Here is a 20654-nt window from a genome sequence, read left to right as displayed (position 1 = left end):
ACTATTTTTCAGTACGTTATTCATTTCTATTGTGTTATGCACATAATGTATAATGAAATTATTTATATTTACTTTTTTGTAAATTATCAGATGATTTTAATTACTTTTTGTGATAATATGATTATCAATTAAGACTATATTGTACTGAAGGGGAGATAATGATGGTTCAATTTGATCCGATGTATTACCCTTATGCATCTCGCCGAAATGCGGTTTACGGTAAAAAGGGAATGGTGGCCACGTCTCAGCCATTAGCAGCTGAAGCGGGGCTTGAAATAATGAAAAAAGGTGGTAATGCCATTGACGCAGCGATTGCGACAGCAGCTGCTTTAACAGTGGTCGAACCTACATCTAATGGAATTGGCTCGGATTCATTTGCTTTAGTCTGGGTGGATGGAAAAATTCATGGCCTTAATGCAAGTGGTTACGCACCGAAAAATATTTCAATCGAAAAGTTAAAAGAACAAGGCTATGATGAAATGCCTACATTTGGCAAAGTGCCTGTAACGGTTCCGGGTACACCAAAAGGTTGGGCAGAACTGTCTGATCGTTTTGGAAAACTTCCTTTTAAAGAGTTATTTGAACCAGCGATTCGCTACGCTGAAGAAGGTTTTCCATTATCACCGATATTAGGTTTTCACTGGAAGAGTGCTTATAAGAAGTTTAAAGAAATTTTTAAAGATGAGATTTTTGAAGAATGGTTTAATGTATTTGCGCCGAATGGTCGTGCACCTGAAATCGGTGAAATGTGGTCATCACCAGGGCATGCACGTGGTTTACGTCAAATTGCTGAAACAAAGGCAGAGTCCTTTTATTCTGGGCAAATTGCAGATGAAATTGATGCGCTGTTCAAAAAGCATGATGGTTTTTTAACAAAAGAAGATCTATCAAGCTATCAACCGCAGTGGGTTGACCCTATTAAAGTGAATTATCGTGGCTACGACGTGTGGGAGATTCCACCGAACGGTCAAGGAATCATTGCTTTAATGGCGTTGAATATCTTAAAGGGATATGAGTTTAAGGAAAAAGATAGCGTTGATACGTATCATAAGCAGATAGAAGCTATGAAACTATCGTTCGCAGACGGACTTGAATACATAACGCAGCAGGATAAAATGGCCGTTGCAGTGGAAGAGTTACTGTCGGAAAAATACGCTGATGCGCGTCGTGAGTTAATTGGAGATGAGGCGTTAGATCCAATACCTGGTGAACCTCAACGTGGAGGAACAGTTTATTTATCAGCAGCTGATGGTGACGGGAACATGATCTCCTACATTCAGAGTAACTACATGGGCTTCGGATCTGGTGTAGTCGTGCCTGACACTGGAATTGCGATGCAAAACCGTGGTCATACGTTCTCACTTGATTCTGAACATGTGAATTCATTAGAGGGCGGTAAGCAGACTTATCATACGATCATCCCTGGATTTTTATCAAAAGGAGATCAAGCAGTTGGTCCATTTGGTGTGATGGGTGGTTTCATGCAACCACAGGGTCATGCACAGGTCGTCATGAATATGGTTGATTTTGACTTGAACCCTCAAGCCGCACTGGATGCGCCACGTTGGCAGTGGATGAAGGATAAAACAGTGAAAGTTGATCCGTCATTCCCGGAACATTTAGCCCAGGCGTTGCAACGTCGTGGTCACAAGATTGAGCGAAGTCTTTACCACGCAGAGTTTGGCCGTGGACAGATTATTCTGAGGGATCCGGAGACTGGAGTTTTATGTGGTGGTACTGAACCAAGAACGGACGGTCATGTATCCGTTTGGTAATTATAAAAAAGCTTCCTTCGCTTGATTGCGAGGAAGCTTTTGTTTCACTTTGGTTGTGCTGCAAGGCTGTTTATAGCTTAAGGCCTGTACGGCTTTTGAAACGTCTAAGAAGAATATGACTCTCAACTCGCGTAATTCCGTCTAAGGCATATAGCTCTTCGTTAATAAATTTTTCTAATTCGTTAAAGTCTTCAACTAAAACGTGTGTATGTAAAGTACTTGGTCCCGTCATCTGATAGCAGCTTGCGACCTTTGGGTTTTCGGCAAGTTTTTCTGCTACATACACGAGGTGGGTTGGGTCACAATCCACATTAAAAAAGGCAGAGACGCCTTTGCCGACTTTTTCTGAATTAATAACAACACTAAATTTTTCAATAATGCCAGCTTCTTTCATTTGGTTAATTCGATCCCGGACCGCAACTCGGGATAAGTCGAGCTCCTTAGCTAAGTCAACATAAGACATTCGACCTTCATCACTAAGGATGTTTAGAATTTTTATATCTGTCTCTGTAAGCTTCATACTTTTTCACCACTTTTATTAAATAGAATATATTTCACATTATAGAAGAAAAATTCAATTATGTCACATTGATGTTTGAAAAATTTGACGATTAATAGGATGTTAGTGGGGTGATCATCATGAGTTTGTCGTTACAAAAGAACATATTTATAGGCTTTTTCCGTTCGGGAATGTTGGGGTTCGGTGGTGGACCATCAACCATTCCTTTAGTACATAAAGAAGTAGTTGAAACTTATGGGTGGATGAGTGAAGACGAGTTCGGCGATGTATTAGCAATTGGGAATACGTTACCGGGTCCTATTATGACGAAAATGGCAGGGTATATTGGCTATCGTGTCGGCGGTTTAGTTGGAATGGCAACGGCTCTCGCGGCTGCGGTTCTGCCGACTGTGTTAATAATGATTACGTTGATCGGTGTCTTGGTAGCTTATCGAGACACTGCTGTTGTTCAGGGGATGACACAGGCCATTGCACCAGTTGTAGGTGTGATGTTGTTTGTTTTAGCTTATTCATTTATTAAAAAATCAAAAGCTGATTTAGGTTGGCTGTGGGCTGGCGTGCTGGCTGTGGTGAGTTTGGTTACTTATGTTTGGCTGAATTGGCATCCGGCGATCTTAATTGGAGCGTTGATTTTGTTTGCATTATTAGGAAAGCGTAGGGAGTCATCATGATGAGGGGGAGAGCAGTATGATTGATTTGTGGTATTTATTTTTAGCTTTTCTTATACCTGGAATCGTTGGGTACGGAGGTGGTCCAGCCTCCATTCCGTTAATTGAACATGAAGTTGTTAAAAACTACAGTTTTTTAACGACAACTGAATTTGGTGAAGTGCTGGCTTTAGGGAACGCGCTACCAGGACCGATCGCGACAAAGATGGCAGGCTACATAGGATATGATGTAGCGGGAATTCCTGGAGCCATTGTAGCTTTGATTGCTACGGTCGTCCCATCTTTAGTTGCTATGATTATGTTACTCGGATTAATTATGAAATTTAAAGATTCACCGCGCGTGAAACGTATGACTGCGTTGATTCGGCCGACAATAGCAATACTTTTATTTGTTTTAGCCTTCCAATTTTTTGATACATCCTATGAATCTGCTGGGGTGGTGCAGACTGCTATATTAGTAGTAGCTAGCTTCTTGCTTTTGGAAAAATGGAAGATCCACCCCGCCTTCGTTATCGCAGGTGCTCTATCTTATGGAGCGATTTTTCTTAGTTAAAGAAATAAGGATGCCCCTTCGCAGTGGCGAAGGGGCTTTTCATATGTTAATTGAGCGCTCATGGGAATAAATGAGCGCTCACGGGAATAAATGAGCGCTCACGGGAATAAATGAGCGCTCACGGGAATAAATGAGCGCTCACGGGAATAAATGAGCGCTCACGGGAATAAATGAGCGCTCACGAGAATAATTGAGCGTTCACGGGAATAAATGAGCGCTCACGAGAATAAATGAGCGCTCACGAGAATAAATGAGCGTTCACGTGAATAAATGAGCGCTCACGGGAATAATTGAGCGCTCATGGGAATAATTGAGCGCTCATGGGAATAAATGAGCGCTCACGGGAATAAATGAGCGCTCGCGAGAATAATTGAGCATTCACGAGAATAATTGAGCGCTCACGAGAATAATTGAGCGCTCACTAGAATAATTGATCGTTCGCGAGAATAATTGAGCGTTCACGGTAATAATTGAGCGCTCACAGAAATTCAATCCAATCTACAACTCTTTTAAACTATATACCGTTCCTTTCGTGGTTCCATAGGACTTTAAATGAGATAATAATCTTTTGGTCACATGCCTACTCGGACTACCCAAAAACTCCGTAGCTTCCTTATTCGTAATCGTATCTCCAAATATCTCGCGGTATTCTATTAATGCTTGGATGTGTGCATTTGGGTCGGAATGGTTGCATGGTTTGCAGTGCCAGCTGCGGGCTTCGCGGACCATCATTCGTTTTTTGCATTTGGTGCACCAGACCCCGTTTCGAATCATCACACGATCAATGTTAAATCGCTCTATAATTTTACGGTTATAAGGTTTGTGATGTTGAGCGAGGGTTTTACCGAGTGACTCGAGTTCGGAAATGCTTAAATAGTTCTTCTTGTAATATTTACGTAGTTCTGGGATTCGCTTCAATAAGCGTTGGGATAAGATTAAATCGTTTGTTTTTCCTTCAATTTGGAGAATGCCTTTAGGGTTGGAAAAAACGGTTAAGGTGTGAATCGGAACTTGGGGGTAGTGTATAGAAAGTAGGTATTTCAAGAGTTGATGCCTCTGAACCCGGGCTTGAGCAACGGGGTCATCAAATCGCTCAATCACCCCATCCTTTTTCTCGCGGGTGAGGAGACCGCTATCTACGTCATATCGTATTAATCCTGAGTAATTTTTCACTTCAATAATTAAGAAGAAGTTAGGAAATAAAATTAGTGTATCCATTTGGAAAAATTGATCGCCGTTATTTAATCTAAGCCCGTGCAAGATTGGAAATTCCTTTAAATCTAGCAAACCATAATAGTAATCTAGAGATTGTTCGCCTTCATAACCAGAAGCTTCACGAACAAGTAAATCGTTTAATTTTTCCCTGAGGGTGCGTGTTGCATGATATCGTGGGAGTAAACATTCGAGTTGAGTCAGAGTTGAAGGTTTCGTTCGAGGTAATAATACCACTTTATAATTTCCTCCTATATTTTTTGATAATATTATAATCTTTAATTCAAATAAAAACCAGTAGGTGACGACCTACTGGTTTCCGCTTATTTTAATCTAAAGTTTTCACTTAATGAACGAGCTAAAAATACTGCGAATTGTTCACGTGTAATTGTAATTTGTGGGCCAAATGTTGTTTTTGTGATTCCAGCAGCTATGCCAGCATTATATAAACGCACGATTGCATCTGAATACCACTTATCAGCAGTAATGTCGCTAAAAGGGTGCCCTGTTGGATCAGAAGTAAAGTTATAAATTCTTTCAAGTACAACGGCCATCTCTGCACGAGTTAAAGTTTTATTCGGCTTAAAAGTACCGTCTTCATATCCGCCGAAAAACCCTTCATCAACAGCTGCAGCGATATGATTATAATATTGATAGTCCGTAGAAATATCTGATAGCTCTGGGTCAGGCCTATCGGTTAGTGGCACATCGTTAGCACGATTAAGTAAAATCGCAGCTTGCCACCGAGTCAGCTCCTGGCCCAATCCAAAATTGCCATTTCCAACTCCCTTTAAAATTCCTCGGTCATTCAAATAATAGATAGCTTCCTCCGCATAATGCCCAGAATTAACATCTTTAAATTTAACCGTTAAGTAACTTGAAGCTGCATAACCTTTTGTTCCATCACTTAATGTAACTGGGTACCAAACGAAGTGATTTTTCTTGTCCGCTGCCTCATCATATTCAAACTTTCCACTTATTGTAGCGACTTCACCTTCACTCAACGTACCAACTTTTAAACTATCTTTCGAAGCGGACTCGCGAATATTTAGGTCCGTTGTAGAAGTTACTGAATTTCCTGCCGCAAACTTATGTTTAGTTTTCGTTAAAGAAAGGTCGAATTGATACTCCATCGTTACAAACTCAATATTATCGGTCGAATCAGTATCATATTCAAAATCTTCTACTGTAAAAGAAAGAGTCTCTAACTCTATTAAGCTAAATTCTTCAACTATATCAAAAATCTTCTCTTGATAAGCATCTGTATTACGTTCGCCTGATTCCTGGTAAACCGGGCTATTTACTGGTTTTGTTCCGTTATATGCCATCACAGCAAAATACCAATGTTCTAGAATGTCTCGATGACCATCATTAATTACGGGCAAATCATTGCGGCTAAACATATCATTTAATGTTTTAACGCCAGATTCAATATTGTAAACGATATCTGTTTTAAGTCGTTCTTCATCAAATTCACTTCGATTAGTAATCTGCATGACTCCGATCCCATTGTCCTTCGTCACAATCGCTTCACCGTTTTCATCAAAATGTCTCCAATTTCCACTTTCACCTTCAGCGATCGCTTTAACAATTTCAGGTGGGACATTGTATTCAAGTGCTGTTTCAGTTAATAAGCAATTCATAGTCTGCATGTCTGGATTTTCACCATCAATCTGTTCGTAATCACAAGCCTCACTGATACTGCTCTCAGCTGCTAGATTAGTAGGCAATAAAACCACCACTAAAACAACTATTAATGAAGAAATAAATACTCTCATTTATGTATTTCCTCCTAATTACTAAAATTTTCTATTAAAATCTTAACACAGTTTTGCCTAGTAAATATAGGAAAACATGCTCATTTTCAATTGTTACACACCTGTAATGTTATATAGCTTGTTAATATGATAGACTACTAGAAAATAAGGTTAGGAGGATTGAAGCGATTGAGAAAAATTTCATCACTTTTAGTAGTTTTACTTCTTGTTTCAATGGCAACTCAAGCAATGACCATAGCAGCATCTTCTAATCAAGATGAACTCGCAAATACAGCAAAAAAATACATAGGAATACCATATAATTATGGAGGCACGACAACAAGTGGCTTTGACTGCTCCGGTTATATTGGCTACGTGTTTGATCAATATGACATTGATTTACCACGTACGACGAGTCAGTTAGCTCAAACGGGAGAATCTGTTGCAAAATCAAACTTACAAAAAGGGGATTTAGTCTTCTTTAATACGTTTGGTTCTGGCGTATCTCATGCAGGTATATACATAGGAAATGGTGAATTTATTCACGCATCATATTCAAGAGGGGTTACAACAGATAACCTTTACTCAAATTATTGGGCGCCAAGATATTTAAGTGCCAAACGTGTAATGGAAAAAGAAGAGGAATCTGAGGTTGTTCAGGCTTCTTATGAAAAAGAGCGTGAATTAGGCCCAGGCGAATATACTGATGTTAAAACAAATCACTGGGCATATGATGAAGTAAAAGTATTAAGTCAGAATGATATTATCCATGGTATCGGTCAGGATGAATTTGGGGCTGACTTAAATCTAACAAGAGCACAAATCGCAGCATTAATCGTTAGATCTAATGATTTCAATACTCAAGCAACTAACAGCTCATTTGAAGACATAAAGGATAAGTGGTATGCAGAAGAAGTTGCGATTGCAGAGCAGGCAGGATTATTTGATCACATCGATGGATCTCAACTAAATCCTGAAGAACATGTAACGCGAGAAGAAGTAGCTATCATGGTAGCAAACGCATTTGATTTAGATGCGACAACTGCAGATAACTTCACGGATGTTAATCCGACATTAGATAGCTATGAATCCATTGTAGCTTTAAAATCTGAAGGTATTGTGCAAGGGTATACAGATGGTACATTCCGACCAGATAACTCAATAAGCCGAGCTGAGTTTGCCTTAATCCTATATAAATTGATGAATTAAACTCCCCCTTAAGTCAAAGAAGACCAAGCGAAAAGCTTGGTCTTCTTAGTTTTTTATACCTTTATTTGTATGACCATCCAGTTAATTCCAAAGTATTTAGAATTTTATGAAAAATTCCATTGACGAAAATTGTAGAATTTATGTATACTTTGAGTAACATAATTTTAGTGCATTGTTATTAGTATGGTCAAGTTATAACTAGTTATTTTTCACTATATGGAGTGGTTGAGGTTATGCAAAAAGCAGGTATTGATTTGAGTGAACAACTAAGAGAAGCGATTGCTCAAGACCAATTTGAACTCTATTATCAGCCTAGACTATGTTTAAAGTCTGGAAAACTTGTTGGTGTAGAGGCATTAATTCGATGGAACCATCCTAAAGAAGGGTTAATTATGCCAAATGATTTTATCCCCTACGCTGAAAAAAATGGTTTGATTGATGAAATTGGTGATTGGGTCTTTAGAGAGTCATGCGCTCAATTAAGAGCATGGTTAGATCAAGGGGTAAATGATCCAATTACATCTATTAACCTATCACCTCAACAACTTTACCAAAATGACTTAGCAAAAAAATTCAAACATATAATGGAAGAGTATAAAGTACCACCTCATTTAATCGAAATTGAAATTACTGAGAATGTTATGATGGCCGTTGAGGAAGTTCAGCAAGTCATTAAAGACATAAAAAAACTTGGTGTTCATCTTAGTTTAGACGATTTTGGAAAAGGTTACAGTGCGCTTAGTTATTTAACCACTTTACCATTTGATAAAATTAAAATCGATAAGGCATTTGTTTTTAAATCGACTGATGATAAAAACGATGAAACCATTGTTAAAATGATTATTGGTATGAGCCACCAGTTAGGTATTAAAGTTGTGGCAGAAGGAATTGAAAAAGAAGAACATTTAACTTTTTTGCAACGCAATTTGTGCGATGAGGGTCAAGGGTTCTTTTTTAGCCACCCTATTCCTGTTAAAGAAATTCTTGTCCAACAAAAAGAAGTTGAAGAAAAAGTAAAAGAGTTCGGGATTTCAGAAATTCAATCTAATAAAAAGGAATTAGAAGAAGCCCTGAATGTAGCACGACAAGAATTAAAAGAAACGTTATCTAAGCAGCAAGGGTTAATTTTTAAATATAAGAAAATTGGTAATAAATTTATACATACAATGTCAGAAGGCGAACTTTTGAGCAAAATGAACATACAACCGGAAGAGGTCATAGGTTACGAACTTTTTGATTTTATGCCAACCGAAGTAGCTGAAAGAAAAACACCTTATTATGAAAGAGCTTGGAATGGTGAGAATCCTGTAATTTATGAAGGTATTACTAATGGTGTTTATTATACAGCTTCATTAAGGCCAGTGATTAAAGGTGGAGAGGTTGTTGAGGTGATTGGTTCATGCATTGACATTTCTGAACGACGTGAAATTGAACAATCATTGGTAGAAACAAAGAGAACTTTAACTTATGTATTAAATCATGTGTCTGATTATATTATTGTTTTAGATAACTCAATGAATATGACTTACATGACCCCTTCATTTAAGAAAGTTTTGGGCTATTTACAAGCAGGGGTGACTGATAAAAGTCTTTTTGACATCGTTCCTGAAGAATCAAAACATAGAGTACATCAAATATTTGACAGCGTGAAGCAAGAGTCAAAGGTGCAATTTTTTGACTTAGACATGTTAACGCCTAGTTTTGAACGTAAAAGTTTTAAAGTTAAACTGTCACCGATTGTTAGTAAGGGAACTGATCATACTTCTATTATTCTATTTGCTAAAGAGAAAGCTGAGAGTTAAGTAAAGCTCTCAGTTTTTTTACTTTTGGCCCCTAAACACAATGGAAAATCACCACTACACCAATATTTTCTAATCATTTAGTCATATATTTGTTGTTTTCCACATCCTACTATTTTCTTAAAATCTACAAATAGTGACAAAATTTGGTTAAATCATGATAGACTAAGAAAATAATAGATTTGTTAAAAACTCTTCATAGGTGGGGGAACAACAGGAATGAGAAAACAATTTTTTAGAGGATTAAGTGTTTTTATCGTTTTAGTTTTGGTGGGGAATGTTTTAGCAATTGGAAGTTTAGCGGAAACAAAATCTTATGAGGTTACTCCGGGAGTTGAGTATGAGTTAGATGAAAGTCAAGACTCTCAATCGATACGTATGATGGAGCTCGACCTATCTCAGTCTCATTTAGATTTAGATTTGGGTATGAATGACAATTACCCTTCAGTCGATCAGTTGTCTGATTTAGCTCGAGAGATTAGTGAACCTGGTTATCGAGTAGTCGGAGGGGTGAATGCGAGTTTTTTCTATACAGATTTTGAACGTCCTACATATCTTATTTCAAAAGATGGTAAGTTATTAAATTTAGGGACAGTAGCAAGTAGTAGTGGCTATATGCAAACACCGAGTGCCTTTGGTATGAGTAACGATGGAGAAGGCTTAATCGGAACGTTTGACCTTGACATTGAATTTAATGCCAATGGAAAAACCATAACAGTAGATAAATATAATAGTGAACGTGGCGCGGGAGAAAGTGTATTATACTCTCCTTCAAATTATCATTACACGCCTGGAACGAATAAATGGGGCGTTGAAATCTATGTACATAAAGTCAGCAAGAACATTGAAGGAAATGAGATGGAATTAGGAGAGGTAATTACAGGACAAGTTAAGGAGATTCGTCCATACATGACTGATCCTGCACGTAATATTCCAAGTGATGGGTATGTTATATCTGTACATGGTAATTCTGATATCGCTGAAGGGTTAGAAATAGGCGATACAGTAGATTTGAAGTTAGATACTAATAATCAATGGAAAGATACGCAATATGTGATTGGTACTGGCCCTGTTTTATTGCAGGGAGGCGAAGTTGCCTCTGATATGATTCCGAGTAACTATGTAGCGAGGGCTCAGGCACCAAGAACTGCCATTGGTGTTAATCAGGATGGATCTAAAGTTTACCTTATAACAGTTGATGGCCGCCAATCAGGTTACAGTGATGGAATGAGTTTAATAGATTTTGCTCAGTATCTGAAAAGCAAAGGAATCTATCAAGCTATTAATCTAGATGGCGGAGGATCTACCACGATGGTTGCTAGAGAATATGGTGATGTGTATCCGTCACTTATGAACCGCCCATCAAGTGGTTATGAACGTTCAGTAATCAATGGTTTGTTTGCTGTAGTTAACAAAGAGTCTGGTATACCACACAAAATAGGTGTAGAACGCGATGAAGAAGGAAAAGTAGTCATTGGAACGGGCTTTTCTTTTGATGTTAATTACGTGTTAGATGAGTACTATCATCCAGTAGATTATGTTGATTCTGATTTAAGCTTTAAAGTTGAAGGGAATATAGGCCGCTTGGAAGGTCAATCTTTCATTGCGGAAGAAGCAGGTTCGGGATCAATCGTCGTATCTATGGATCAAGCTGAAAAAGTTATTCCAATCGAAGTTATTCAAGCACCAGATGAAGTGAAACTATCGCCTGATGCCGTTCAAGTTGGCTATGATAGAAATCTAACATTTGATTTAGATGCTCAAATGGCTGATGGTTCCCCTGTAATATGGGATCCAGGGTTAGCTGAATGGTCGGTAACTAATAATATTGGAACTGTTAATGATCAAGGTGAGTTTACATCGGCGTCACTCAGTCAAGATGGAGAGGTCGTTGTATCAATCAATGGCATCACCTACACGTCGGATGTCATAGTTGGTGGAGACGATCGTACTGTCGATTCTCTTGAAGGAGATCTGAATTGGTTTGCAGGCAGTGAGCAAGTTGAATTGACACAGAGCTCTGAGCAAGCGGCGATAGGTCAGCAGTCGTTACAACTAGATTATAATTTCGGTGATGGTGATACATTCAAAGTAGAATATAACGGTGATGAAATTAAAGACCAGCCTGAACATATCGGTATGTGGGTCAGAGGAGATTTAAGAGATCACCAATTAGGTATTCAAGTAACTAGTGAAGATAGTCAAACACATCAAATTCCATTTACTCAACAGAATTCTCAGCAATGGAGTGGATGGCAGTATGTTAAAGCTGAGTTACCAAAATCTCTAACGTCTCCATTTACAATCGATCACATATTTATGGATAAAGGTGCTAAAGGTTCTGTAGGATCGGTAAACATGGATGAAGTGGTACTATCATTCAACAATCAAATACAATCGTTTAATCAACTTGAAAATTATGATGTTGTTCCACAAAGTAAAAAGTGGAAAGTGACATTTGACCGTTCGATTGATCCAGAATCGGTTCATGAAGATTCAATCTTTATCGAAAATGTAGATGGTGAAAAACAAGACGTATCATTTGAGTTTAATGATAAAAATACGGTAATCACAATAACAGCAAACAACTATCAAGTAGGCAATTTTTATCAGCTTGTGATTAATGAGCAAGTAAGAGGACAGAACGGATTTAATAAATTAGGGAAAACCTATAAACTATTTAAAGTTGAATAATGATAAAAGGTCTGCCAATAAGTTGGTAGGCCTTTTTTTATGTCATAATCGTAGTTCTATAATGAGATTTATTTAGAACATTGTCGAATTATGGATAATAAAAAGGTAAATTAACCTAAATAAAGTGAAAAATTTGTCGATAAAAGTAAGGAGGTTATTAATTTTATACTATATTTTTACAAGGAGTGATTTTTTGAAGAAATTAGTTTTTTTGATTTTTTCTATTGTGTTTTTATTTGGTTTAGTTACACCTATTAGTGCAAGTGCATCATCTGTATCCATTATTATTGATGGTAAAGAACAAACTTATGATCAGCCTGCAATAATAGATAATGGTAGTACGCTAGTACCGATGCGTGGGATTTTTGAAAGTCTTAATGCATCAATCGGTTGGGATCAAGAAACAAAGACAGTTACTGGGGAAAAAGGGGACATTTCAGTTCAATTAACTTTAGGTAATAAGAAAGCCTTAGTGAATGGTCAAGCTGTAGAATTACATGTGCCTGCAAAAGTGTTAAATGGACGAACTTTAGTTCCTTTAAGATTTATTAGTGAATCTCTTGGTGCAAAAGTAGGTTGGGACCAGGAGACAAAAACGGTTACAATTAAAAGTGGAGATGCTGTTGTAACACCAGCCCCTAAAAAGAAACTCACAACATCAGAATTAGTTAAGAAGGTAGATGAACAAGTTGTCACCGTCGAAACTGATATTACATACGGTAGTGGTGTTATAGTTGGAGACGGATTAATATTAACTAATGCACATGTTCTTGAAGGTTATACAAATGGATATGTAGGCTTCACGAATGGTGCAAAGGTAGGTATTACTGGTATTGTTGAAATAAATAAAGAGAAAGATCTAGCTTTAATAAAATTAGATACTTCTATGGGAATTAATCCTGTTTCTTTTGGCTCTTTTGAAGATGTTGGTAAGGGTGATGATGCTGTTGCAATAGGCAGCCCGTACGGTTTAAAAAATACTGTTTCTACGGGTATCATTAGTAATGTTTATAATGAAGATGGTTTTAGATTGATTCAAACATCAGCACAAATTGAAGCAGGGAGTTCTGGCGGCGGATTATTCAATATGTATGGTGAGCTAGTAGGTATTAACACTTTTGCAATCGACAGTTCTGGTGACTTGAATTTCGCTATTGCTATTGATGAAGCTTTAGATTGGAAAAAGTACTTTACAATGAATCATAGTAATATTCCTGTTAAAGAAAAATCTGAACGATTTACGTTATGGAATGGTATTAGTTTTGGTATGACAATGGATGAAGTTAAAGAACTAGAGACAACACCTTTCCATGAGGAAGGAAATATCATTGCGTTTCCATTCGCAGAATTCTATGATTATCCTGTTCATATAGAATATACTTTCTCAACAGAAGGTTATTTACAAGAAGTTGGGATCTACTTCATAGAAGGAGTAACAGATTTAACTAAACAACAATTGACAGAACGATATAATGATATATATAGCCAGTTAAGAGAAGATATCGGTTTTGATCCTATAGATTCTTTAGAAGGTTGGACAGAATCGGGTAATTATGAAGAAGCAATTTATGATTATTGGTATGGTCAATATCCATGGGTTTTCCTCGTAGCTGGTTATAATGTTGATGACAAAGCTAACCAATTAAACATTACTATTTCTATTGAAGATTCCCAATAAAAAGTAACACTAGTCCTTGACTTTATTTAGAGTCAGGGGCTATTTTTTTATTAAAATATAATCTATTAGTCATGTTTCAATTTGTCGAAAATCTGTTTATAATGGAATAAACTAGAATAATAGATACATAAGGAGCGGTCCAATTGAAAAAACGTTTTTTGGTAATTGGAATAGTTTTGTTAATGGCTATTGGAGTAAGTTCTGTTGTTATAGCAGATGCGAAAGATGAATTTACTGATGTTGATGAAAATACATCACATTATACCCATATAAATAGCTTATATGAACAAGGGATTATTAATGGGTACCCGGATGGCACTTTCAGACCCGATAAAGGTTTACGTCGAGTAGAAGTTGCTATCATGATTCATTTGGCACTAGGTGCACCTGAAGGGAACGTTAGTGATATGACTTTCACTGATGTGCCAAAGTATGCGCAGGAAGCAGTAGCTGCACTTACTGAAATGGAAGTTATTCATGGCTTCTCTGAAGAAAAATTTGGTCCTAATGAGCTGGCAACTCGAGCTCAAGTTTCTAAATTCTTAGTATCGTCATTTAATATTAGTACAAATGTTGGTGACCAAGGTTTTACTGATATCAATGATGATCCAATGCTAAGTGATTATATAAATGCTATCAGTGCTGCAGGGATAGCTGATGGTTACCCAAGTGGTGAGTTTGGTGTGATGGATAATATGAAAAGAAAAGACTTTTCTGCTATGTTAAGTAGAACTATGGAGTATGATAATTCACCTAACCCAGAGGTTATTGATATTGAATAAGTTATAAAAAATTCCCCTAAATTTTTTAGGGGAATTTTTTGTGTAAGATGAATGGCCTTTAAACTATAAAATATAAACCGACGATTAAAATGTAGTATATGACGTATAAGAGTATCGCAAATTGCCAATTCATTCTTAGCCCAACACGAACAGAGTTAGAGTTTGTCAGGTTCCCAACCATGAGGTTCGTGGCTGAAAATGGTGATACAAGAATGGTCATCATCCAACCAACGAGTAATCCTACGCTTAGGATTAAATGATCCTCAGCAAATAATGGGGAAGAACTCAATGTAATCGCGAGTGCTGTGTTTGTAATAATCGGATGAATGCCGACAAATGATAAGGCGTTCACGATTAAGGCAATCAACGGAATGATCATCAGGACATGTGTGATTCCCGTTGCTTCTAGTAAATAAATAATCCACTCACTCGCACCTGCATTTAATATGGCGACACCGAATGCGCCAGCTGCTATAAAAAGTGAGAGCTCATTACCCATTCGCGGAAGGCGGTCTTGAGTGTAATGAACCCATTCCTGAATGAGCTCTTTCGGATTCAAATAGAACAATGTCCAGATAGTAGAAACGATGATTGCGATAATTGGAATAATGGTTAAAACCGATAAGTCGACATTGTGTTCAATGGTCATCGTTAATACGGTCATAACTACGATAATAACGACTAGCTCAATTAATTTTTGCTTTGCTTTTATTATAGAGCTTTGATCAATTTCTTCAATTGATTTTAATGGTACACTGGATTTTCCCATCGTTAAAATTCCAAGAGCTATGCCGATTAAGGCAAAACTAAACCCAATAGGAAATAACTCAACCCAAGTTATATCAAAATATGAAAGAATAAGTGCAATTGAAATAAAGTATGGCGACCATAAAAAGGCCATAGAAAATCCTCGAATTAAAGCACGTAACCGTGTGTCTTCAAATTTCTCAAAAGAAGATGTGCTGGTTAGATGGTAGAGGATCGGAATAGTCCCTAAGTTCATAACTGAACCAATTCCCATGATTGAAACCTTTAAGTAAATATAAAGCTGACGTGATGAGCTTATGTAATGATTAAAAATGATATCCATATAATCAAGATATTTTCCAGTGCGAATCGGAATTGAGATTAGTGGAACAAAAATAAAAATAGCTAATAAACCCACATTTTCATTCATTCCGTTAAACATAGCTAAAAGGCCTTCTCCCATTAGAAAAAGGACTGCTGATATAATTAGTAAAGAACTAATTAAGATCATGGGTGTTTTACTTAAATAAGGAATAAATGAAATAATCGTGATTGTAGCAAATAGACTCACTAAAGTAGGGAAAATTGGGTGTTCAATAAATTGTGAGACTAAATAAATCAATCCCATTAGCAATGCGGCAATGGGTCGGATGAGAATAAAATTCATGATGAAACTCCTTTAATCAAATCTATAATCATTATAAGTTTGAATGATAAGTCTGTCATGTTTCGACACTTAAGTAAGGATGGTGCATGAATTTAGGTAATTATGACCTTTCTATATTTAACAACTTTTTTCCTTAACTCCAATATATTAGATTAACGACATATATTGGAGGTTTTTTTATGCCTAAAATTCCTGTCATTATTGATACAGACCCAGGGATAGACGATTTAGTCATGTTAACCGTTGCTTTAACTTCTGAATTATTAGATGTACGGTTAATTACGACAGTTGCCGGTAATCAAACTCAAGATAAAACATACCAAAACGCTTTAAATTTTGTAAATTATTTAAACAAAGATGTACCAGTAGCCCGGGGATTGGATAAGCCATTTTTTAATGAGTTAGAAACAGCCCCTGCTTTTCATGGTGAAAGCGGAACAGGACCAGTAGAATTTCAGAATGTGCCCCTCCCTGTTTATTATCAGCCTGCCATTACTGTGATGTATAATGAAATTATGAGTTCTGAAGAACCAATTACTATTGTAACAACAGGCCCTTTGACGAATCTAGCTGCCCTCATTTTGGCTCATCCTGAAGTTAAATCTAATATTAAGAGAATATCAATTATGGGTGGAGCGGCAACCGGTGGAAATGTGGTCCCCACTGCAGAATTTAACATGTATACAGATCCAGATGCAGCTGCGGTTGTATTCCAATCAGGGATTCCTATTATTTTAAGTAGCTTAGACGTAACACGTCAAGCTTATTTAACTGAAGGTGAACTAAATCAGATTAAGGAAATAGGAACGGATTTAGCGGTTAAATTGTATGCTATGCTTAAATTTTATCAAGAAGCGGCGATGGGTTCACCGTTTCAAGAACCTTTCTTTGAGGACGTGGTCCGCTTACACGATTTAAGCGCATTAGCTTATGTGATTAATCCGAAATTATTTAAAGGATCATTTTATTATGTCACGATTGAACGTACGCCAACGCTTACGGCTGGCACGACGATAGTTGATTATATAGATACATTCGGTATGTCTCCTAATGCATATGTATTATATGAAGTTGATCGAACCGCCATTGTTGAGATGTTAATGGAAGCAATTCATGAGGTATGAAACTAAAGTGTTATAAAATACCAAAAATTTCGACAAATTATGGTATAATATGACAAGGGGAGGTGAAAACATGCGTAAATACTTAACTTTTGATAAAATGATTCTGCCTATCATTATTCAGATTATTTTCTGGATTGGTGTAGTCGCAACAGTAATATCTGGTATTTTAATGATGATCGGTGGAGAAGTGTTGCTCGGTCTTTTGACGTTAGTATTTGGACCATTGGTTGTTCGTATATATTGTGAATTAATAATTATTTTCTTTAAAATGAACGACACTTTAACAGAAATTAAAATGGGACTTCTTAAGCATAAGGACTTATAACATTTTATTTTTTACTTCCCTGGGCTGTTTTTATAGAGCCTAGGGACTTTTTTTTGTGTTTGCGATAATTGTTTCTTTCTAGTATAATGCCAAATTGTGTGTTTGAGTTAAAAAAGGAAGGAGCATTCGATGAGTTTTTCCAAACTACTGGAGTTAGAGACAGGTGGCGTAAGTCAAGAGGAGCGCCAAGAGGAATTGGAAAATATGGAGTTTCAAGTGTTTCGGATGCGTGAAAATATGAAAGAAATCTCAAAGAAATATGAGATTGTCGGTATAGATCAAACGAAAAAAGACAATTGGGTCATCGTATTTAAGCATGCAGGTGATGACACGGCTCAGTTAATGGTTAATGATTGTGAAGCGGCTTTTCGAGGCGATTGGGACTCTTGTATGCAGTTGGAGTTTAAAGGTGAAAATACGATTCATATTTCAGATATTAAAGGACCAGAAGATAAAGGTTACGGTTCCATTTTAATGAATCATTTAAAAGATTTAGCAAAAGAAAAAAATTATCAATATATTACGGGTGATTTGGCCAAAAGGGACTGGGATCACCTGGATCGATTAGAACATTTTTATCGAAAACACAGCTTTTATGTCGATATAGATCCTAACAATCAAGTTGGCGAAATTATTTGGAATGGAGACCTCATTTAAGGGAGGTCTTTTTTTATTTGTGACGAACTATTAAGAGGTGCCAACCTTTAACAACCATTGTAATCGAACTCATATTTCCTAGTTGATGCACATAGAATCAAACGGAGGTATGTCAATGAAGAAAGTATTACTTGTCTTATTGATGATGTTGTTGTGGACAAGTCCTAACGCCACATCAGCTGAAGAAACAAACGCTGTACTGGTTAATGATACGACGATGGTACCTATGCGTGATTTATTTGAATCTATTGGTGCGGACGTTACTTGGAATCAAAAATTGAAACGAGCTTCAGCCACATTAGATGAAACTAGACTTGATTTGAATATCGATTCTCGCTTTGCTGTAAAAGATGGAGAGCTCATTCAAATGATCCAAGCACCGGTGCTGATTAAAGGTAAAACCTATTTACCTCTTCGTTTTGTCACTGAGAACTTCGGAGCAGAGGTTGAATGGAATCAGGAGACCAGAACGGCTCACGTGTTTTTAAATGAAAAACATCTTTCCTATCCAATCGGAGATGTCGTTAAGCTCATGGATGACTACACATTAGATGATAGTATGATTTATGAATATACTAACGACTACTTTACCCACATTGCCAGTAGTCAAGGGAATGGGTATTGGTATTTTTACAGTCAGGACGGAGAGATGCAAACCTATCAATATTTAATGAAAAATCAACTTCTCATCTTTGGAATTCCACAATCAGATATCCTTTCTTATGATTTAAAGTACCCCATCAAGGTTGGACAGAAATGGGAACAACCTGCAGCTTACGATGAACAATCTATCCAGTATGAAATTACAGATATTCTTGATCAATATGAAACGAAAAACGGAACTTATAATCATGTCGTTGAAGTGACGGGTGAAGATTTTAAATTTTATTACGCAAAAGATATAGGTATGGTTGAATCAAAGAGAATTAGTGATGGAATGATTGTCAGTTATATCAAATCCATTAAAAAACATCCCGAACATGTGGTTATTGAAAGTAGTCACTACTTACCAGAAGAAGGTTATGTCTATACCTATAAAAATTATGAAGGAAAAACAGGTGCGGCTCACGCCAAGCGTGAAGAGAGCGAACGGGGTGTGGCCTATTATTATCAAGATTTATATCATGAACATCAATTTTATCTAGATACACTTCTAACTAAGAGCTCGGATGGTTATGGTTTTCATTATGGCGTTGAGTTAGATCATCCCCTTCAAAAAGGTGATCGCGTCGAAACAACTTATAATTATGGCGGGTTAGAACCAGAGTTTCATGATATTCAAAAAGGCTATGTAGAAGTTGTATCAACTGATGAAAAAGTAAATGCAGCTGGTATGGAATTTGATGAAGTCGTTGTGGTTAAGAATACAATTCCTGATGGTTATCCGCCTCATTTCAGCTTTGCTGATGCTTATTTCTTACCTGAGGAGTATTTATCGAGCAATGAACCTAATGCTGTTTATACTTATTTTGCAAAGGGTTACGGCATGATTAAAAGTGAGTTGGAGTTTGATTCAGGAAAATTAATGACTTTATATGAATTAACTGATGTGAAAACTTTTTTTGAATAAAAGAACTCGCCGTAATTGGCGAGTTCTGTTTTTGTGTTTATTCTTTTAGATCTTTTCTAGCTAAGTACCAGTCAACCACTTCCAGGCTGTCATCTTTTTCGCGTTCTTCAGCTTGCTGTAATGAAGCAGGTGGTGGAACGATTACTTTATCACCCGGCTGCCAGTTCGCAGGTGTAGAAACTTGGTGTTTAACTGTCGTTTGTAGGGCTTTAACTAAACGCACAATTTCATCCATGTTACGTCCAGTTGTTAATGGATAATAAATAATCGACTTAATAACGCCTTTGTCATCAATAACAAATACTGCACGGTTAGTTTCTGTTCCACTATCGTTTGGATGAATCATTCCGTATTTGGTTGCAACATCCTTGCTCATGTCAGCAATCACTGGGAATTCAATTTTAATGTTGAAATTCTTCTCGATATTACGAGCCCAAGCGATATGCGATTGGACACTATCGATACTTAGTCCAAGTAATTCTGTGTTCAGTTCACGAAGCTGTGGGTAAACTTCCTGAAAAGCAACAAACTCTGTTGTGCAAACGGGTGTGAAGTCAGCCGGATGTGAAAATAACACCAGCCATTTCCCTTTGTAATCATCTAATTTAATTGGTCCGTGAGTTGTATTCGCTTCAAATTTTGGTGCTTGATCGCCAATGCGAGGTAAGCTAACCAGGTTATTATTTTCTTCTGACATTTGAGATTCCTCCTTAACTTATAATCCCTATAAGTTTACTATGTTTTATCGTATTCATAGAATAACAAAAATGAACCTACTTTTAAAAATGTTTTGCTTTATTTTTAAAAAATTTCTTAATTGGTTTTGTCTGCAATTATTAGTTTGGTTTTAGTTGTGGATTCTTTTCAATGTATAAAGGTGCGTTTTCCGGAAAAATGTATCACCCCACTTTTTACCT

At 37.0% G+C, this 20654-nt stretch carries 17 protein-coding genes; 12 read left to right on the top strand and 5 right to left on the bottom strand.

The window, feature by feature from the left end; genetic code table 11:
• The first annotated feature begins 161 nt into the window (after window positions 1–161).
• Window positions 162–1775 (top strand): gamma-glutamyltransferase family protein, encoded by a 1614-nt coding sequence (locus E3U55_RS02975; RefSeq protein WP_134338834.1) that lies wholly within the window; start codon window positions 162–164, stop codon window positions 1773–1775.
• A 70-nt stretch (window positions 1776–1845) separates the two neighbouring features.
• Here the strand turns inward: E3U55_RS02975 and E3U55_RS02970 are convergent, their stop codons facing one another.
• Entirely contained in the window at window positions 1846–2295 is a 450-nt protein-coding gene (locus E3U55_RS02970; protein WP_134338833.1) for an Lrp/AsnC family transcriptional regulator, read from the bottom strand.
• Between the two features lie 119 nt (window positions 2296–2414).
• Here E3U55_RS02970 and E3U55_RS02965 point away from each other — a divergent pair, with 119 nt between their 5' ends.
• Both E3U55_RS02965 and E3U55_RS02960 read left to right on the top strand, forming a co-directional pair.
• The gene (locus tag E3U55_RS02965) at window positions 2415–2966 is read left to right on the top strand and encodes a chromate transporter (protein WP_134338832.1); all 552 of its coding nucleotides are present in this window, start codon (window positions 2415–2417) and stop codon (window positions 2964–2966) included.
• Window positions 2967–2982: 16 nt separating this feature from the next.
• On the top strand, window positions 2983–3516 hold the full coding sequence (locus tag E3U55_RS02960) for a chromate transporter (protein ID WP_134338831.1): 534 nt from the start codon (window positions 2983–2985) through the stop codon (window positions 3514–3516).
• Between the two features lie 498 nt (window positions 3517–4014).
• On the opposite strand, the gene E3U55_RS02955 is transcribed toward E3U55_RS02960, so the two are convergent.
• Both E3U55_RS02955 and E3U55_RS02950 read right to left on the bottom strand, forming a co-directional pair.
• Window positions 4015–4965, bottom strand: coding sequence for a nuclease-related domain-containing protein (locus E3U55_RS02955; RefSeq protein ID WP_194840803.1), 951 nt, complete (start codon window positions 4963–4965; stop codon window positions 4015–4017).
• Between the two features lie 86 nt (window positions 4966–5051).
• Window positions 5052–6506, bottom strand: a complete 1455-nt coding sequence (locus tag E3U55_RS02950) for an S-layer homology domain-containing protein (protein ID WP_134338829.1) — start codon at window positions 6504–6506, stop codon at window positions 5052–5054.
• 168 nt (window positions 6507–6674) lie between these two features.
• On the opposite strand from E3U55_RS02950, the gene E3U55_RS02945 reads away from it, so the two are divergent.
• The 5 genes from E3U55_RS02945 (at window position 6675) to E3U55_RS02925 (ending at window position 14647) form a co-directional block, all read left to right on the top strand.
• On the top strand, window positions 6675–7694 hold the full coding sequence (locus E3U55_RS02945; RefSeq protein WP_134338828.1) for a C40 family peptidase: 1020 nt from the start codon (window positions 6675–6677) through the stop codon (window positions 7692–7694).
• Window positions 7695–7927: 233 nt separating this feature from the next.
• A complete protein-coding gene (locus tag E3U55_RS02940) occupies window positions 7928–9496 on the top strand; it encodes an EAL domain-containing protein (protein WP_134338827.1) in 1569 nt (522 codons plus the stop codon).
• Between the two features lie 216 nt (window positions 9497–9712).
• Window positions 9713–12187, top strand: coding sequence for a phosphodiester glycosidase family protein (locus tag E3U55_RS02935; RefSeq protein ID WP_134338826.1), 2475 nt, complete (start codon window positions 9713–9715; stop codon window positions 12185–12187).
• A 193-nt stretch (window positions 12188–12380) separates the two neighbouring features.
• The gene (locus tag E3U55_RS02930; RefSeq protein ID WP_134338825.1) at window positions 12381–13865 is read left to right on the top strand and encodes a stalk domain-containing protein; all 1485 of its coding nucleotides are present in this window, start codon (window positions 12381–12383) and stop codon (window positions 13863–13865) included.
• Between the two features lie 143 nt (window positions 13866–14008).
• Window positions 14009–14647 carry an S-layer homology domain-containing protein gene (locus E3U55_RS02925; protein WP_134338824.1) on the top strand — a complete coding sequence of 213 codons (639 nt, stop codon included), beginning with the start codon at window positions 14009–14011 and terminating at the stop codon, window positions 14645–14647.
• 58 nt (window positions 14648–14705) lie between these two features.
• Here the strand turns inward: E3U55_RS02925 and E3U55_RS02920 are convergent, their stop codons facing one another.
• Window positions 14706–16061, bottom strand: a complete 1356-nt coding sequence (locus E3U55_RS02920) for a hypothetical protein (RefSeq protein WP_134338823.1) — start codon at window positions 16059–16061, stop codon at window positions 14706–14708.
• A gap of 179 nt (window positions 16062–16240) precedes the next feature.
• Here E3U55_RS02920 and E3U55_RS02915 point away from each other — a divergent pair, with 179 nt between their 5' ends.
• The 4 genes from E3U55_RS02915 (at window position 16241) to E3U55_RS02900 (ending at window position 19737) form a co-directional block, all read left to right on the top strand.
• Window positions 16241–17185, top strand: coding sequence for a nucleoside hydrolase (locus E3U55_RS02915; protein ID WP_134338822.1), 945 nt, complete (start codon window positions 16241–16243; stop codon window positions 17183–17185).
• Between the two features lie 70 nt (window positions 17186–17255).
• Complete coding sequence (locus E3U55_RS02910) at window positions 17256–17510, top strand: DUF4282 domain-containing protein (RefSeq protein ID WP_134338821.1); 255 nt, start codon at window positions 17256–17258, stop codon at window positions 17508–17510.
• A 129-nt stretch (window positions 17511–17639) separates the two neighbouring features.
• Window positions 17640–18167: a GNAT family N-acetyltransferase gene (locus E3U55_RS02905; RefSeq protein ID WP_134338820.1), complete on the top strand. Its 528-nt coding sequence runs from the start codon at window positions 17640–17642 to the stop codon at window positions 18165–18167.
• A gap of 115 nt (window positions 18168–18282) precedes the next feature.
• A complete protein-coding gene (locus tag E3U55_RS02900; protein WP_194840802.1) occupies window positions 18283–19737 on the top strand; it encodes a copper amine oxidase N-terminal domain-containing protein in 1455 nt (484 codons plus the stop codon).
• A gap of 37 nt (window positions 19738–19774) precedes the next feature.
• Here the strand turns inward: E3U55_RS02900 and E3U55_RS02895 are convergent, their stop codons facing one another.
• The gene (locus E3U55_RS02895) at window positions 19775–20434 is read right to left on the bottom strand and encodes a peroxiredoxin (protein ID WP_134338818.1); all 660 of its coding nucleotides are present in this window, start codon (window positions 20432–20434) and stop codon (window positions 19775–19777) included.
• Between the last annotated feature and the right edge of the window lie 220 nt (window positions 20435–20654).

Origin of the sequence: Filobacillus milosensis, assembly GCF_004402015.1 — a bacterium.
GTDB classification, from domain to species: domain Bacteria; phylum Bacillota; class Bacilli; order Bacillales; family Alkalibacillaceae; genus Filobacillus; species Filobacillus milosensis.
Note: the sequence above shows the minus strand (reverse complement) of the source record. Positions and strands in the feature narration are given on the sequence as shown.

What these genes read in the sequence shown, in the direction of transcription:
- E3U55_RS02965 (WP_134338832.1), top strand. Translation starts at nt 2,415, where the DNA reads ATGAGTTTGTCGTTACAAAAGAACATATTTATAGGCTTTTTCCGTTCG.
- E3U55_RS02915 (WP_134338822.1), top strand. Translation starts at nt 16,241, where the DNA reads ATGCCTAAAATTCCTGTCATTATTGATACAGACCCAGGGATAGACGAT.
- E3U55_RS02960 (WP_134338831.1), top strand. Translation starts at nt 2,983, where the DNA reads ATGATTGATTTGTGGTATTTATTTTTAGCTTTTCTTATACCTGGAATC.
- E3U55_RS02920 (WP_134338823.1), bottom strand. Translation starts at nt 16,061, where the DNA reads ATGAATTTTATTCTCATCCGACCCATTGCCGCATTGCTAATGGGATTG.
- E3U55_RS02940 (WP_134338827.1), top strand. Translation starts at nt 7,928, where the DNA reads ATGCAAAAAGCAGGTATTGATTTGAGTGAACAACTAAGAGAAGCGATT.
- E3U55_RS02910 (WP_134338821.1), top strand. Translation starts at nt 17,256, where the DNA reads ATGCGTAAATACTTAACTTTTGATAAAATGATTCTGCCTATCATTATT.
- E3U55_RS02970 (WP_134338833.1), bottom strand. Translation starts at nt 2,295, where the DNA reads ATGAAGCTTACAGAGACAGATATAAAAATTCTAAACATCCTTAGTGAT.
- E3U55_RS02935 (WP_134338826.1), top strand. Translation starts at nt 9,713, where the DNA reads ATGAGAAAACAATTTTTTAGAGGATTAAGTGTTTTTATCGTTTTAGTT.
- E3U55_RS02905 (WP_134338820.1), top strand. Translation starts at nt 17,640, where the DNA reads ATGAGTTTTTCCAAACTACTGGAGTTAGAGACAGGTGGCGTAAGTCAA.
- E3U55_RS02950 (WP_134338829.1), bottom strand. Translation starts at nt 6,506, where the DNA reads ATGAGAGTATTTATTTCTTCATTAATAGTTGTTTTAGTGGTGGTTTTA.
- E3U55_RS02900 (WP_194840802.1), top strand. Translation starts at nt 18,283, where the DNA reads ATGAAGAAAGTATTACTTGTCTTATTGATGATGTTGTTGTGGACAAGT.
- E3U55_RS02895 (WP_134338818.1), bottom strand. Translation starts at nt 20,434, where the DNA reads ATGTCAGAAGAAAATAATAACCTGGTTAGCTTACCTCGCATTGGCGAT.
- E3U55_RS02975 (WP_134338834.1), top strand. Translation starts at nt 162, where the DNA reads ATGGTTCAATTTGATCCGATGTATTACCCTTATGCATCTCGCCGAAAT.